The sequence below is a fragment of the Thermosyntropha lipolytica DSM 11003 genome (assembly GCF_900129805.1).
Taxonomy (GTDB): domain Bacteria; phylum Bacillota; class Syntrophomonadia; order Syntrophomonadales; family Syntrophomonadaceae; genus Thermosyntropha; species Thermosyntropha lipolytica.
This window is the reverse complement of the sequence record NZ_FQWY01000015.1, coordinates 1-14983: the sequence shown is the minus strand read 5'-3', so window position 1 is coordinate 14983 and position 14983 is coordinate 1. Positions and strand designations below refer to the sequence as shown.

The window sequence follows — 14983 nt, the reverse complement described above, 5'->3', positions numbered from 1 at the left end:
TGTTAAAACTGTCCCTTTAATATCTGTTCCAGCACTTTGCCTACGGTTTCTACCGTACCGGCTGCTTTCCAGTATTCCATGCGTATAGGCCCTATAACTCCTATCTTACCTTTCTGTCCTAAGGTATGATAACCGGAAACTACTATACTGATTTCTTTTATCCCTTCTATATTATTTTCCGTACCGATGCGGATTTCTACCTCTTTCTTTATATCTTCGGGAATAAGATTTCTTAAAAGCACATCTTCTTCCAAAATCGCCAGGATCTTTTTAAGTTTTTCCAGGTCTTTGAACTCAGGCTCATTAAGAATATTTAAGGTCCCGCTTATGGCAATTCTCTCCTCTTTGGAACCAGCCAGCATATACTCTACAGCTTCCAGCACCCGGTCGATAATTTTTTTGCGCCTCTTAAGGCTATCCCTTATAAGCATAAGGTCAGTCCTGGTTATCTCATTAAGCCTTTTTCCGCCCAAAGCCTTGTTAAAAGCCTTAGCTATAGTTTCTAAATCCCCTTCCGCAATATTGGGCGGCACCTCGATCTTACGATGCATTATAAGTCCACTATCAGTAACGGCAATAACTAATGCCTTATGGTCTTCAATCGGCAAAATCTGCAGATATTTAAACTTGCTCAGCGTAAGAGAAGGGAAAATCACAAACGAAGCATAGCTGGTTGCCTGAGCTAAAAAACTGCTCACCTTTTCGATTATTTCATTCCACTCGTGTATATTATCCCTTATTATCTTTTGCAAAAGCTCAATCTCTTCCTCTGATAAGGTCTCTTTCTGCATCATGCAGTCAACATAATACCGGTAACCTAGCTGCGAAGGAATCCGTCCGGCGGAAGTATAGGGCTGTTCCAAATAGCCCATTTCCTCCAAATCGGCCATTTCGTTCCTTACCGTAGCCGCACTTATATTAAGCCCGTGTTTTTTTACTACTGCCCGCGATCCTACTGGTTCCGCCGTTTCCACATAATCTTTAATTATAGATTCCAGAATAATTTTTTTTCTTTCATCCAAGGACATTTCACATCACCTCTGTTAGCACTCTTCTTCGTTGAGTGCTAATCAGTATTTACTAAAAAAATAGCACCTCATATATTCTTTGTCAAGATAACCTTAGCCCCCTATAAAACCTATTAAAACCTGGTTAGATAGAAAATAGCCCTTTTGGGTCAAATACATATATCCATCCTCTACCGCAAGCAGTTTTTCTTCTTCATATCTCCGTATTATATTCTTATACTTTTCTCCTATATCTATTCCAAAACGTTCTTTAAACTCGGCCAGATTTATGCCCCTGCACAGCCTTAATCCCAGTATAATAGCATCAAGTGCTTTTTCTTCCCTGGTAGCCATGTATTCAAGTTCTTCCCTTGCCGGCAAAAGCCCCTGTTGCAAGTTTTTAATATATCCCGCTACGGAAGGGATATTTAAAAAGCGCCTGCCATTAAGATAACTTACCGCTCCTGCTCCCAGGCCTATATATTCACCTGCCCTCCAGTAAACCAGATTATGCCTGCAAACCAGCCTATCACGACAAAAATTAGAAATTTCATACTGCTCAAACCCGTGCCGGTTAAGGTAGTCGATAGCTAAATAATAAAGGCTCCTCTCCTTTTCTTCCGGAAGCAGTCTTAATTCCCCGCGGCGCACAGCTTTAGCCATAGGAACTTCTTCATTAAGCTGCAAAAGATAAGCGGAAATATGGCTGGGACTGCAATCAACCGCCTTTTTCAGGCTGTATCGCCAGCTAGCTTCCGTCTGCCCCGGTATGCCGTATATAAGATCCAGGTTGTAGTTTTTAACTCCTGCTCGCTGCAGAGCTTCTACCGTTTGCCAAACCTCTCCTGCGTTATGCATGCGGGACAGGGTTTTAAGTTCCTCATCCACAAAGCTCTGTACTCCTAAAGAAAAGCGGTTTACACCTGCCTCATAAAAACGGCAAATCCTGCTCTCATCTAAAGTAGCAGGATTAGCTTCTATGGTTATTTCCGCCTCATCTTTTAATCCGCATCGATCTTTTATTTTCCTAAGCAGCAAGTCGATATGTTCTCCCTTGAGCAGGGAGGGGGTCCCTCCCCCTATATAAACCGAAACTAAATCCATCTCCTCTTTTATCTCTACCAAATCGATTTCCCGCAGCAAAGCCCTTACATACGCATTTAAAGTTTCTTCATCAAAAGCCGTTTCGGAATAAAAATCACAATAGCTGCATTTACGGAGGCAAAAAGGAATATGGATATAAATACCCCACTCGCGATTCATACCTTCCATTAGCCATTCCCTTCATTCATTCTCAATATCCAGAATAGTCATAAAGGCATCTTTGGGTACCTCGACATGGCCTATCTGCTTCATCTTCTTTTTGCCTTCTTTTTGCTTTTCCAAAAGCTTCTTCTTGCGGGTAACATCACCGCCATAACACTTGGCCAAAACATCTTTGCGCAAAGCCTTGACCGTTTCCCGGGCAATTACTTTGCTTCCAATAGCTGCCTGAATAACTACTTCATAGAGCTGCCGCGGGATTATCTTGCGCAGTTTCTGCACAATGGCGCGCGCTCTATAGTAAGCATTTTCCCGGTGCACTATAAAGCTCAAGGCATCTACTATTTCCCCATTAAGAAGAATATCCAGCTTAACCAGATCTGACTCCTCATAGCCGCTTATTTCATAATCCAGAGAAGCATAACCCCGGGTACGCGACTTTAAGGCATCAAAAAAGTCATACAAGATTTCGGAAAGGGGCAGCTTATAGGTCAGCAATACCCGATCTTTAGAAAGATACTCCATATTTTCATAGCGTCCCCGCTTTTCCTGACATAGTTCCATAACCGCTCCTATATAATCACTGGGCACCATTATAGAGGCCTTAACAAAAGGCTCCAAAACCCGATCAATCTTTTGCGTCATAGGCCAGTGCTTGGGATTCTGCACTTCTACCTCCGAACCGTCAGTAAGCACTACCTTATATACCACACTGGGAGCAGTAGCTAGAAGGCTCAAATCATATTCCCTTTCCAGCCTCTCTTTTATAATTTCCAGGTGCAAAAGGCCTAAAAATCCGCATCTAAAGCCAAAGCCCAGAGCTTCTGAAGTCTCCGGCTCATAAACCAGGGAGGCATCATTGAGCTTGAGTTTATCCAGCGCATCCCTTAACTTTTCAAACTCACTGTTTTCCAGAGGATAAAGGCCACAATACACCATAGGCTTTACCACCTTATAGCCGGGCAGAGGCTTATCAGCCGGATTTTCCGCTAAAGTTATAGTATCCCCTACTTTGGTATCCCCCACATTTTTTATACTGGCAGCCAGATACCCTACTTCTCCTACCTCCAGCTTTTCCACCTCTGTCATATAGGGATTTAAGACTCCCAGTTCGGTAACTTCAAACTCTTTGCCCGTAGACATCATCCTGATGATGTCGCCTTTTTTTACCTGGCCGTTAACCACCCTTATATAAGAAATAGCTCCTTTATAAGGATCAAAATAGGAATCAAAAATCAAAGCCTGCAGAGGCGCATTTACATCTCCCTGCGGAGGGGGGATATGTTTTACCACTGCTTCCAGCACTTCTTCAATTCCCAGGCCCAGCTTGGCCGAAATAGGATATATTTCTTCCGCTGCCAGCCCTATTACATTTTGTATCTCTTCCCTTACCTCTTCTACCCGGGCCCCGGGAAGATCTATTTTATTGATAACTCCTACAATAGCCAAATCAAGATCCATAGCCATATATACATTAGCCAGGGTTTGAGCTTCTATTCCCTGGGAGGCATCTACTACCAGCAAAGCCCCTTCACAGGCAGCCAAACTGCGGGAGACCTCATAGGTAAAATCGACATGTCCGGGAGTGTCGATAAGATTAAAAATATATTCTTTGCCATCCCGCGCTTTATAATTAAGCCTTACCGGCTGCAGTTTTATAGTAATACCTTTTTCCCGCTCCAGGTCCATCTTGTCCAAAAACTGTTCCCGCATTTCCCGGTCAGAAATAGCCCCGGTAAATTCTAAAAGCCGGTCGGCCAGGGTTGACTTGCCATGGTCTATATGAGCAATTATGCTGAAGTTTCTTATTCTTTCCTGCAATTTATAACCCTCCAAGCTGTAAATGCCTTAAATTTATCCTCTAAATTATAGCGAATACAGCTTATCTGTTCAATGCCGCAAAATTAAAGCCCAAAAACAAAAGGGGTAATATTCCCCCCTTTATCATTCCACCTCATAAAGAAAAACAGCTTCAAAGATACGCCATATTTTCCGTAAATAATCTTCTATCTCCTGCCAGTAGGCATAAAAATCTTCCCAGCCTCTACTTTTATACTGCTCAAAAACATATTCCTTACCCAGAAAAGTAAAGACTATATCCCCGCCTTCAAACTTTACATCCAGCACTGCCCCCCTGTCTTCCATGGTGAGCTGACTGATGCCATAATTGCTGACATTAAGACCTGCTATAAGCAAACTGATTATTATTAATACCATAAAAATTTTTCCTGCTCTGGCTGCCAATATTACCCTTCCTCCTGTAATACAGTAATTAAAACATCTGCAAATAGACTTGCTGCATATAAAACTTCCTCCAGAGTATTATACTCACTGCCGAACTCTAATAAAAGAGCTTTTTCATGAAATTCCTGATTATAGGTTCCAGCTTTAGTCCTTACCCCTTTTATAAGCCCGGGATACATCTCTTCTCCTTTACTATATATTTTCTTCGCAAACTCCAAATTTTTCTTCCAGTTAGGATGAGGCTTCCTTTCATCAGTACCTACAATTATCAGGATGCGGGCACTCTTTTTGCCGTTTATCTCTACCGTTTCTCCTTTCATTACCCCGGGAAGGCTATCCCGGTGAATATCAAACAGAGCTACTATTTTGTCTTCGGTCTGCAGGATCTTTTTAACTGTTTCCCTGGATTTGACATAGCTCTGGCTGTAATCAGGATAGTCATGTATAGTGTCTATATATTCAGCCCTTAACCCTCTCTTCCTGATTTCGCCAGCCAGGCTCCTTGCCACTTCATCTATTAATCCCCTTTCCCCTTCATGTTTAGTTTTCCCACTGCTTAAGACATAAGATTCTGAAGTATGGGTACAATACAAAACTGCTTTCCAGCCGGGAGGAAAGGAATAATATACTTTGCTTATGCCTCCGCTTTGTTCTCTATCTTGCTGCACGGGAAGGCTTGCTTTTTCTTCTATTTTTTCTGTTTCCTTCCCTTCATAGCCGCTTGTGGCATAAGCTAAAGCCTGTATAGTAGTTATCATAAGTTCGGCAGGTAAATTTTTTCTCCCTGCATTTAAAAAAAAGGGTTCCATATTAGGGGATAAAGCAAGGTTAACCTGAGCAAAGGCCATAGATCCCAGATTAAAGCTTATATGTATTTGCGAAACCGGACGGATAAAATTTTTCCACCTTATCCAGGCCAGCTCTTCCTCATAGAATTTATTTATATCGACACTTACTGCTGCAACTATCACAAATATAAAAACACCTAAAAAGAGCAGGCCCCGGATAAAATCCTGCCAGTAAACTTTTCGCACCCGGCTCCCCCCTTTTTAAAGCCCATTTTTAAAAATTTATGCACCCCGTCAGGAGATAGAACCGGTAAATAACGCATTGACCTCTAGCAAAAATGCATAAAAAGCAGGTTGCATTTTAAGACAGGTAATGCTATAGTAATTCTGTTAGCGTAAGAATTCAAGGAGGTGAAATCTTGGCTAAAAGTAAGACACCTGCCAAACGGGCCAGAAGGGCAGAAGCCAGACGCCTGCGCAACAAAGCATACAAGAGCAGAATTAAAACTGCCGAAAAGAAATATTTAGCAGCTCTGGCGGAAAATAATGTAGAGCAGGCTAAAGCCAATCTGCTTCAGGTGATATCTCTTTTAGATAAGAGCGTTAATAAAGGAATTCTGCATAAAAATACTGTAGCCCGGAAAAAATCAAAACTGGTGCAAAAATTCAACCAGCTTGCCAAATAAGCCTGTCATACGACAGGTTTTATTTTTTGGCTGCGATCTGGCTTATAAGCATTTCCATTATAATATCCTCATGCGCAATTTCGGAACTCTTTAAAGCCAGATCTGCCTCCAAAAACCAGGTAAAAAAAGTTTCCACCTCGGCCGCCGTGAAATTGCGGGAATAAGCAGCCATTTTGCTGATAACAAAATCTTTAAGGCCGGTTTTTTCTTCTATCTCCTGCCTGCTGTAACCTTTTTCCATATAAAACTTTACTTTAGCTAAAGCTAGAAACTGCCTTACTGTCATGTACAGTATAAAAACAGTACTCGCTCCCTGTTCCCGCAGCCGGTAATAGGCAGCAAAAGCCTCCTTTTGGTCTCTTTTTAAAAAGGCATCGGTAAATTTAAAAACCTTGATCTCTTCTCCGCTTTCCAGTTCTTCCTTTATTTCCTCCAGGGTTACTTCTTTATCATCTCCTTTAATTAGAGCCATCTTTTCTAGCAAATTCAGCATATAGTACATATCCTGTCCGCTCTGGGCAAGAAAAGAAGCTCCCTCTTCCGTTACTCTTTTGCCTCTGCGGGCAAATTCTTCTTTAATCCACCGTCTTAAATACATGGGGCCGGGATTTTCGCATTTTATTACCCGGGCTTTTTGGTTAAGCCAGCCTATTACCGGATTAGAAGTATTATTGGTTAGGCCGGTTATAACTACCGTCTGCATAGGGGAAGAATTCTTAGCATACTCTTCCAGGGCCTGTACTATCTCCTTTAGCACCTGGGGTCGGCGTACCTTCTCAAACCAGTAAGGATTTTTAATAACCACCACCCTTTGCAGAGCAAAAAGCGGGCTAAAATCTAAAAGCTGCAGCAATTCCTGCCCGTTTAAGTTTTCTACCTCCAGATAAATAGTTGCCAGCTCATCGCCGCTGAAAGAGGAAGTAATTTTCCTTATTTCTTCATCAACAAGATAAGCCTCGCTGCCCCATATATAAATAATATTTCCTTCCATAAAAATACTCCCCTAGAAACATTATTATTAATTTCCTGTATTATCAAGGGTTGAAAATAGCATATTAAATGTTCCCCTGAACTATGTATTAATTATAGCAAATTCGCCCTGTATTTATTAATTAAAGGCTTTCCTGCTTGTAGCCTAATCATAAGAAAAATGATAAATTTACGGTAGAGCCTAAAAAAGCCGTCAGAAAAGTTTATTTTATAACATCAGGAGGGGATAAAGATGAAAACAGACTATGATGTAATAATCATCGGTGCAGGTCCGGCAGGAATTTTTGCCGCTATGGAACTAAGCCGGCACAGCAATCTGCAGGTGCTGATGTTAGAAAAAGGAAAAAAGGTGGAAAACCGCAAATGCCTTATAGGTACGCAAGCAGAAAGCTGTATGAACTGCAAACCTTGTTCCATAATGAGCGGCTGGGGGGGAGCAGGGGCTTTTTCTGACGGCAAATTAACCCTTACTACGGAATTCGGAGGCTGGCTGGCCAATTATATAGGTAAATCCAACCTGGAAAAGTTAATAAATTATGTAGATAGCATATATGTAAAATTTGGGGCTCCTGACCGCATATTCGGCCAGGATAACGACAAGGTCAAAGATCTGGAATTAAGAATTGCCCGGGCCGGCCTGCGTTTGATCCCGGCCCAGATAAGGCATATGGGAACGGAAAATACCCTGACTGTGCTCCAAAATATGTACCTTTTCCTGCAAGAAAAAGTGGAAATAAAAACCGACACCCTGGTTACGGATATAGAAGTAGAAGGAGCAGGCCGGAAACGGGTTAAAACGGAAAAAGGGATTTTTACAGCTCCCTATTTGATTTTAGCTCCCGGCCGCGATGGAGCCCATTGGTTTTCGGAACAGGCTAAAAAATTGGGCATAAACTTAAGCAACAACCAGGTCGACCTGGGAGTTAGAGTAGAAGTTCCGGCTGTAACCATGCAGGAGTTTACCGATAATATCTGGGAACCTAAAATAATATACAATTCCCGCACCTTTGATGATACAGTGCGCACCTTTTGCGTAAACCCTAACGGGCATGTAGTAATGGAAAATACCAATGGCATAATTACCGTAAACGGCCATGCCTATGCAGGCAGCAAGAGCAGCAACACCAATTTTGCCCTGCTTTTAAGCCAGGAATTTACAGAACCTTTTGATAAACCTATATTATACGGAAGATGTATCGCTAGTCTGGCCAATATGCTAAGTGGCAGCATAATTATACAGCGCTACGGCGACTTAAAACGTGGTCGGCGTTCTACCCCTTCCCGTATCGAAAAAGGTATGGTAGAACCAACCTTAAAAGGAGCGGTACCCGGTGATCTTTCTTTAGTCCTTCCTCACCGCTACATGGTAGGTATTATCGAATGTCTGGAAGCGTTAGACAAAGCTATGCCTGGTATTGCTTCTGATCACACCTTGCTTTACGGTATCGAAGCTAAATTTTATTCGGCCCGTCCTCAGCTTAACAACAACCTGGAAACACCTATACCAGGCATCTGGGCTGTTGGGGATGGAGCCGGGGTAACCCGCGGCCTAATTCAAGCCAGTGTATCCGGAGTGGTAGCAGCCAGGGCTATACTTTCCAAATAAAATTAAGCGGGAGCAGGAGTAAAAACCTGCTCTCTTATTTATTTATACTTTAGCCATGCCCCAAGCCTTTTTAACATATAATTCCACCTGCAAAAAATAATCACACCTTTTTTGCGCCCTTTTTGCATATCCCGCCACAATTTCCAGAAAAAAAAAGCGCCAAAACTCCTGCTGTAAATTCAGAAACGGAAAAAGCCAGCCAAATCCCATTTTTCTCCATCGCCTCTCTCGCTCTAATTTATGAAGCGGAAAAGCATATTATTATCATTTTTGAATTTTTTTCCCTGCCGGAAAAATATTCGCCCTTTATACCGGTAAAATTATAAGTTTTTCCTCTTTTTTTGGTGCTCGGGAAAGTTGGCACACTTATTGCTAGTAAAAACAAATGGGCTTGCGCAAGACCATAAAAAATATAGCAAAAAATCAAAAAATAGGAGGTCTTAAGCTTGGAGTCTAGTATGTTAGATAAATTTTTCAAGATGAGTGAGCGGGGGACTGACCTGCGCACAGAGGTACTTGCAGGCTTCACCACCTTTGTAACTCTAGCTTATATCCTTTTCGTAAATCCAAATGTATTGAGCGAAGCAGGCATACCTAAAGAAGCAGCTATTACGGCTACGGTACTGGCAACAGTTGGTACTACCCTGCTGGTAGGATTGCTGGCTAATATGCCTATGGCAGCTGCTCCTGGACTTGGCCTTCAGGCCTTCTTTACCTATACGGTAGTTTTGGGGATGGGGCTTCCCTGGCAAACCGCTTTAGGTGCCGTATTTTTCTCCGGTGTCTTCTTTTTTATTCTTACCGTAACCGGAGCTTTGCAGTATATAGTTAAATCTATCCCGGAAGTGCTTAAAATTTCCATGAGTGTAGGGGTAGGATTATTTATAGCATTCATAGGTTTAAGAGCAGCAGGTGTAGTAGTAGATAATCCTAATACACTGGTAGGAATAGGTGATGTCACCAGTCCTCCGGTTATTTTAAGCATTTTAGGGGTGTTTCTGGCAGGTGCCCTGATGGCACGTCAGGTAAAGGGTGGGCTTCTGATCTCTATTTTAGCTACTACTATCGTGGGTATGATTTTGGGAATATTTGACCGTCCCACAGCTATAAGTGATGTAATAAGTTTTACCCCACCTGATATCAGCTCGACTTTTGGTAAGCTTGATCTGGGTGCTGCTATCAGATATGGTTTATTCTCTATAGTTTTTAGTTTTACTATTGTAGAAATGTTTGACAACATCGGTACCTTGATCGGGCTCAGCCGGCGGGCCAATCTGATTGACGAAAACGGTGAAATACCCAACCTTAACCGTTTCCTTCTGGCTCAATCCATAGGTACCATGTGGAGTTCAGTAGTAGGTACCTGTACGGTAACTACTTATGTGGAAAACGCAGCCGGTATAACTGAAGGAGGAAGAACCGGTCTTACCGCTATAGTAGTAGGTTTACTTTTTGCATTAGCAATCTTCTTTGCTCCTTTAGTAGGTCTGGTTCCAGCTTATGCTACAGCTCCAGCTCTTATAATAATTGGAGCACTCATGATACAGGGCATTAAAGATATAGATTTCAGTGATTTTACTGATGCTTTGCCTGCTTTCCTTACTATAATTGTTATGCCGCTTACTTACAGCATTGCCCAGGGCATAGCCTTTGGATTTATTTCCTATGCTGTAGTGAAAACTATAAGTGGAAAGGCCAAAGAAGTGCACTGGCTGGTTTATCTGATTGCTGTGGCTTTTATCATCAACTTTGCAATGCGGCTGGCCTAATTAAATTAAGGTTTAAAAGTCTTTATTCTTATCTCGGAGCCATTACTCAAAAAGGTAATGGCTCCATTCTGGTCAGTGCGCAAAACCCTTATCCCTTTAGCCCCTAATAAATCTAAAACTTCCGGGTGGGGATGACCAAAATTATTCTTACCAACTGATATAACCGCCAGATGGGGATTAACTTTATCATAAAATTCCGGATATAACGAGCCTCTACTGCCATGATGGGGAACTTTTACTACCTTTGCCTCTTTCACATATCCTTTGTTCAGCAAATTTTTTATCCCTTCTTGTTCAATATCTCCTGTGAGCAGTACAGCAAAATCACGATATTTCATATATAATACTAAAGAATTATCATTATATTTTTCCCCTCTATATTCTTTTTCTGGATATAAAACTTCCATAAAGCAATCTTTTGACAGCTTAATTTTTTGCCCTGCATACAAATAAACCACCTTACTTCCTTTATTGAAAGCGGCAGATTTTATATATTGATATTCTGAAACTCCAGCTAAACTGGCCGGTATACATAAAAATTTATTTTTATGTTCCTCTAAAACTCTTTCTAAACCCTTAAGGTGGTCATAATCAGGGTGGGAGTTTACCAGCATATAAAACCTGTTTATTCCCCGGCTGTGTAGATAAGGCAAAAGTTTCCTCTCCTCCACATCTGTCCATCTGTTTCCGCCACCATCTACCAGAATAAATTTTCCCTCCGGGGTTTTTATAAGTATGCTGTCTCCCTGGCCTACATCAATAAAAGTTATCTCTAAATAGCCGCGATCATAGAAAGAAGGCGGTAGGCAAAGAAAAAAAAGAAAAACAGTTATCATTAAAATACCTGTGCCTGCCGCTTTTATAGTTTTGTGATATAAAGCATAACATACCAGCAAAATACCGGCATAATAAAGGATGATGAATCCAACATCGGGTTTTTTAACCCATAGATAAGCAAAAGGCAAAGAGGTTGCTATTTTAACCACAGCCGTTATTATATCGATCATAAATCCTGCCGGATAAATAAAGACAGGGCTTAAAAAAGGAAAAACTATACCCGTAATTATTCCTAAAAAACCCAAAATTATCGCTCCCCCGGCCAGATAAGAAGTGAGGATATTAGTTATAAGAGCTCCGGGAGTAAAAAGATAGAAATAATAAGCTATAAAAGGCAAAACTGCTACCTGAGCACAAAGCGGAATCAACATTAAATCTATCCACCATTTTTTCTCCTTTATAACCTTTCTCAGAGCAGGATAGATATAAACAAGGCCAAAAGTAGCAGCAAAGGAAAGCTGAAATCCTATTTTAAAGAGGGCATAAGGATCTAAAAGCAGGATAATAACCCCTGCCAGACCCAGGCTGTTTATAAGTCCATTTTCCCTTTTAAAATAAAAAGCGGCTGCGGCAAGAATGGTCATTATAACTGCCCGCATAACAGAAACTGGCCAGCCTACAATGCTTCCATACACCAGCAGGACTGCACAAGTAACAGTTATTTTGCTCCAAGGGGAAGCTTTAAATAAAGACAAAATAAATCCTACTAAAGCAGCTAAAAAACCTACATGCAAACCAGAAACTGCAAAGATATGCACAATTCCGCTTTTTTGAAATTCCCGGTAATCTTCAGGGCTTATCTCCTCTTTCTTCCCCAGAAGCATACCTAAAAGGATACCAGCCTTTTTATCAGGAAGGATATTTTTTATAGTAATCTCCGCTTTTTGGCGACATTTATTTAATAAAAAGTCAATAAGGCACGCTTTTTTTACTACCTGCAGATTTTTTTCTTCACCCGTTATAAGCATATAGCAGATTTTTTCTTTCTTTAAAAAGGCCGCATAATTAAATTCGCCGGGATTCCCTGGCTCATCCGGTAAAACCAGCTTACCTTTTATAAAAATTTCATCTCCTCGTTCAACACGGGCCGGGAAATAAAGAAATACCTGCATTTTTTGCAAAAATGGCTCTTTTCTCTCCGTCTTTAAAATAAAACTGCATTTTCTGTCATCATAGCGAGGATAAGAAACAACCTTCCCCTTTATTTCAAAATTATTTACTTCTGCCGGAAGTGAAGGGGGAAAAATGGCTTTATTAAAATCAAAATATATTGATCCGGTGAGTAAAATAAGAGCAGGAATGAGCAGGTAATGACTAAACTTACATGATAAAAGATAGGAAAGCAATATAAAGCCTGTGAAAATACAGGCTAAAAAACTAAGCTCGTAATAAGCTAAAATTATGCCTAGAGCAAAAGCTATAAAAATTTTTACCCATAAAGGTAAATTTATTATATCCTTCATCGTACACATATCTGGTCTTTTATCTGTTCAAACCTTTTCTCTCCAATACCGCTTACATTTTTGATTTCATCTATACTCTTAAATTTGCCATTTTGATTACGGTAATCAACTATGCGCTTTGCCAGCTGAGGGCCTATGCCATTAAGCTTGGCTGCCAGCTCTTCTGCAGAAGCTGTATTTATATTAACCTTGCCGGCATTATTCCCCCCGCTGGTATAAAATGTAGAAACATAGCTACTATCCAAGCCGGTCACTTCTTCTGGTGAAGGTATCCATATAGTCTCTTCATCTTCCAGTATGCGTGCTAAGGGGACATATTTTAAATCCGCCCTATCCGTAATCCCTCCTGCCTGCTCCACCGCCTGATAAACCCGGGCTCCTTTCGGCAGACGGTATACCCCCGGCTTTTCCACCTGCCCGCCTACATATACCTCAATATACATATTTCCCTCTTCCTCTTTTTCGGCGTTGGCAGTCAGACTTTCCCCACCGTCCAGGAAAATGGTTGCTGCCGGTTTTCCGCTCTGGATAAAACCAGCATACTTTACCCCGGCATAAAAAGCCAGCAGGAGAGAAAAAAGCATTAAAGCCAGCGTTTTTTTATCCAGGCTAAACATCCTTATCACCTCGTCAGCAATATTCGCCAGAAAATGTAAAATTCCTGCATTTGTGGAAATAATTTTGCCTCCAGCATCTTTACTGGTAAAATTATATTTTTATAAAGGAAATAAAAAATTTTAATGCTCCTTTAGACAATTTAGAAAATTAAAATTTTATTTTTTTAGAAAAAAGTTATGGATTATTTATTGTTTTTATGGAATACTGTAAGTAGAGTGGTTGGCTGCCAGGCAGCCTGAGTGCAGACCGAAAAAATTATACTTAAGGGGGAATTGTTTGATGAAGGAAGTATTTGTAGTAGAAGCTGCGCGTACTCCTATCGCCCGCGCTGGTAAGCAATCCTGGTTTATCAATGTTCGCGCTGAAGAATTGACCGCTATCGTTTACAAAGAACTGAGAAAAAGATGCGGCTTAGAAGACAAGAAAAAACAGGCTGAAATCATCGACGACGTAGTTTGGGCAACCTGTGCCAACGCTTTCATGGAACAGGGACTTAACATCGGTCGTTTAGCATGGATCCTCTCCGATGGTGCTTATGAAGTAGCCGGCTGTACGGTTGACCGCTTCTGCGCTTCGGGATTACAGTCCATCCAGTACGCTGTTTCTACCATGATGTGCGGCTGGGGTGGAGATGTGCAGTTTGCCGGTGGAGTTCAGCACATGACCCATATCCCGATGGGAGCTGGAGCTGACATCCATCCTGACCTCGGCAAATACATGGACCTAGGCGCTATCAACATGGGATACACTGCTGAAATCGTTGCCCGCCGCTTCAACATTACCCGTGAAGAACAGGACCAGTTCGCTTATGAATCCCACATGAAGGCTGCTAAAGCTCAGGAAAAAGATAAAGTCGGCAGTGTAACTATTCCGGTTAAGGTAAAAGTTCCTGCTGCCAGCATCGCTAAAAGAAATCCCAACCCCTTCAACAAGGAAGCTGCTTATGTAGCCAGCGATCACCTGGCCAAAGCTAGAGCGGAAAAAGGCGAAGAAGATGTAGAAGTAGTAGTAGCTATCGACCAGGGTACCCGTCCTGACACTACTTTAGAAGGTTTGGCAGCTATGCCCACCGTTTTCATGCAGGATGAAAAAGCTACGGTAACTGCTGGTAACTCCTCCCAGATCAATGACGCTGCTGCGGGCGTAGTTCTGGCTACCGAAGAAGGCGTAAAGAAACTCGGCCTGAAACCTAAGATGAAGCTCGTTTCCTATGCGGTAATCGGTCTGGAACCTGAAATCATGGGTATTGGTCCGGCTCTGGCTATTCCGAAGGTGCTGAAGAGAGCTGGCATGACCCAGGATCAGATCGATCTGTGGGAAATCAACGAAGCCTTTGCTTCCCAGTCCGTATATGTACAGAAGGCTCTCAATCTGCCGAAAGATCGCCTGAACGTATGGGGTTCCGGAATCTCCATCGGACATCCGCTGGCATGTACCGGTGCTAGAATCGCATGTGATATTACCGCAATGCTGGCCGATCCTGACTTCTCCGATGTAGAATATGTAGTAGAATCCATGTGTATCGGACACGGACATGGAGCTGCTGCTATCTGGCAGAGAGTTAAATAATTAAGTCTGAAAACATAATTTTAGAGGAAGAGATCTTATCTCTTCCTCTCAGGCTGTCGACAAAGTCATTGTTGGCAGCCGTTTTTATTTTATTTATAATATATAAAGGAAATAGAGCAATAAATTCCTAAAAAAGTAACAAA

Annotated in this window: 12 protein-coding genes; 4 read left to right on the top strand and 8 right to left on the bottom strand. The window is 41.7% G+C overall.

The window, feature by feature from the left end; genetic code table 11:
- Positions 1–2: 2 nt before the first annotated feature.
- From hrcA to spoIIP, 5 genes are all read right to left on the bottom strand, one after another.
- Positions 3–1028 carry a heat-inducible transcriptional repressor HrcA gene (hrcA, locus tag BUB92_RS05525; RefSeq protein WP_073091208.1) on the bottom strand — a complete coding sequence of 342 codons (1026 nt, stop codon included), beginning with the start codon at positions 1026–1028 and terminating at the stop codon, positions 3–5.
- 93 nt (positions 1029–1121) lie between these two features.
- Entirely contained in the window at positions 1122–2279 is a 1158-nt protein-coding gene (hemW, locus tag BUB92_RS05520; RefSeq protein WP_084728354.1) for a radical SAM family heme chaperone HemW, read from the bottom strand.
- A gap of 12 nt (positions 2280–2291) precedes the next feature.
- Complete coding sequence (lepA, locus tag BUB92_RS05515; protein WP_084728353.1) at positions 2292–4091, bottom strand: translation elongation factor 4; 1800 nt, start codon at positions 4089–4091, stop codon at positions 2292–2294.
- 123 nt (positions 4092–4214) lie between these two features.
- Positions 4215–4514: a hypothetical protein gene (locus BUB92_RS05510; RefSeq protein WP_073091203.1), complete on the bottom strand. Its 300-nt coding sequence runs from the start codon at positions 4512–4514 to the stop codon at positions 4215–4217.
- Between the two features lie 2 nt (positions 4515–4516).
- Complete coding sequence (gene spoIIP / locus BUB92_RS05505) at positions 4517–5548, bottom strand: stage II sporulation protein P (protein WP_073091200.1); 1032 nt, start codon at positions 5546–5548, stop codon at positions 4517–4519.
- A 173-nt stretch (positions 5549–5721) separates the two neighbouring features.
- Between spoIIP and rpsT the strand changes: the two genes are divergently transcribed.
- Positions 5722–5988, top strand: coding sequence for a 30S ribosomal protein S20 (gene rpsT, locus BUB92_RS05500; RefSeq protein WP_073091198.1), 267 nt, complete (start codon positions 5722–5724; stop codon positions 5986–5988).
- Positions 5989–6007: 19 nt separating this feature from the next.
- On the opposite strand, the gene holA is transcribed toward rpsT, so the two are convergent.
- Entirely contained in the window at positions 6008–6979 is a 972-nt protein-coding gene (holA, locus tag BUB92_RS05495) for a DNA polymerase III subunit delta (protein ID WP_073091195.1), read from the bottom strand.
- 231 nt (positions 6980–7210) lie between these two features.
- Between holA and BUB92_RS05490 the strand changes: the two genes are divergently transcribed.
- Together BUB92_RS05490 and BUB92_RS05480 are read left to right on the top strand one after the other, a co-directional pair.
- Positions 7211–8584, top strand: coding sequence for an NAD(P)/FAD-dependent oxidoreductase (locus tag BUB92_RS05490; RefSeq protein WP_073091193.1), 1374 nt, complete (start codon positions 7211–7213; stop codon positions 8582–8584).
- A gap of 458 nt (positions 8585–9042) precedes the next feature.
- Entirely contained in the window at positions 9043–10353 is a 1311-nt protein-coding gene (locus tag BUB92_RS05480; RefSeq protein WP_073091187.1) for an NCS2 family permease, read from the top strand.
- A 5-nt stretch (positions 10354–10358) separates the two neighbouring features.
- Here the strand turns inward: BUB92_RS05480 and BUB92_RS05475 are convergent, their stop codons facing one another.
- The gene (locus tag BUB92_RS05475) at positions 10359–12653 is read right to left on the bottom strand and encodes a DNA internalization-related competence protein ComEC/Rec2 (protein WP_159432310.1); all 2295 of its coding nucleotides are present in this window, start codon (positions 12651–12653) and stop codon (positions 10359–10361) included.
- Positions 12650–13270: a ComEA family DNA-binding protein gene (locus BUB92_RS05470; RefSeq protein ID WP_073091182.1), complete on the bottom strand. Its 621-nt coding sequence runs from the start codon at positions 13268–13270 to the stop codon at positions 12650–12652. Before BUB92_RS05470 ends, BUB92_RS05475 begins: the two co-directional genes overlap by 4 nt.
- Before the next feature lie 280 nt (positions 13271–13550).
- Between BUB92_RS05470 and BUB92_RS05465 the strand changes: the two genes are divergently transcribed.
- Positions 13551–14840, top strand: coding sequence for a thiolase family protein (locus BUB92_RS05465; RefSeq protein ID WP_073091179.1), 1290 nt, complete (start codon positions 13551–13553; stop codon positions 14838–14840).
- Positions 14841–14983: the final 143 nt, after the last annotated feature.

What these genes read in the sequence shown, in the direction of transcription:
- holA (WP_073091195.1), bottom strand. Translation starts at nt 6,979, where the DNA reads ATGGAAGGAAATATTATTTATATATGGGGCAGCGAGGCTTATCTTGTT.
- BUB92_RS05465 (WP_073091179.1), top strand. Translation starts at nt 13,551, where the DNA reads ATGAAGGAAGTATTTGTAGTAGAAGCTGCGCGTACTCCTATCGCCCGC.
- BUB92_RS05490 (WP_073091193.1), top strand. Translation starts at nt 7,211, where the DNA reads ATGAAAACAGACTATGATGTAATAATCATCGGTGCAGGTCCGGCAGGA.
- hemW (WP_084728354.1), bottom strand. Translation starts at nt 2,279, where the DNA reads ATGGAAGGTATGAATCGCGAGTGGGGTATTTATATCCATATTCCTTTT.
- BUB92_RS05475 (WP_159432310.1), bottom strand. Translation starts at nt 12,653, where the DNA reads ATGAAGGATATAATAAATTTACCTTTATGGGTAAAAATTTTTATAGCT.
- BUB92_RS05470 (WP_073091182.1), bottom strand. Translation starts at nt 13,270, where the DNA reads ATGTTTAGCCTGGATAAAAAAACGCTGGCTTTAATGCTTTTTTCTCTC.
- BUB92_RS05480 (WP_073091187.1), top strand. Translation starts at nt 9,043, where the DNA reads ATGTTAGATAAATTTTTCAAGATGAGTGAGCGGGGGACTGACCTGCGC.
- hrcA (WP_073091208.1), bottom strand. Translation starts at nt 1,028, where the DNA reads ATGTCCTTGGATGAAAGAAAAAAAATTATTCTGGAATCTATAATTAAA.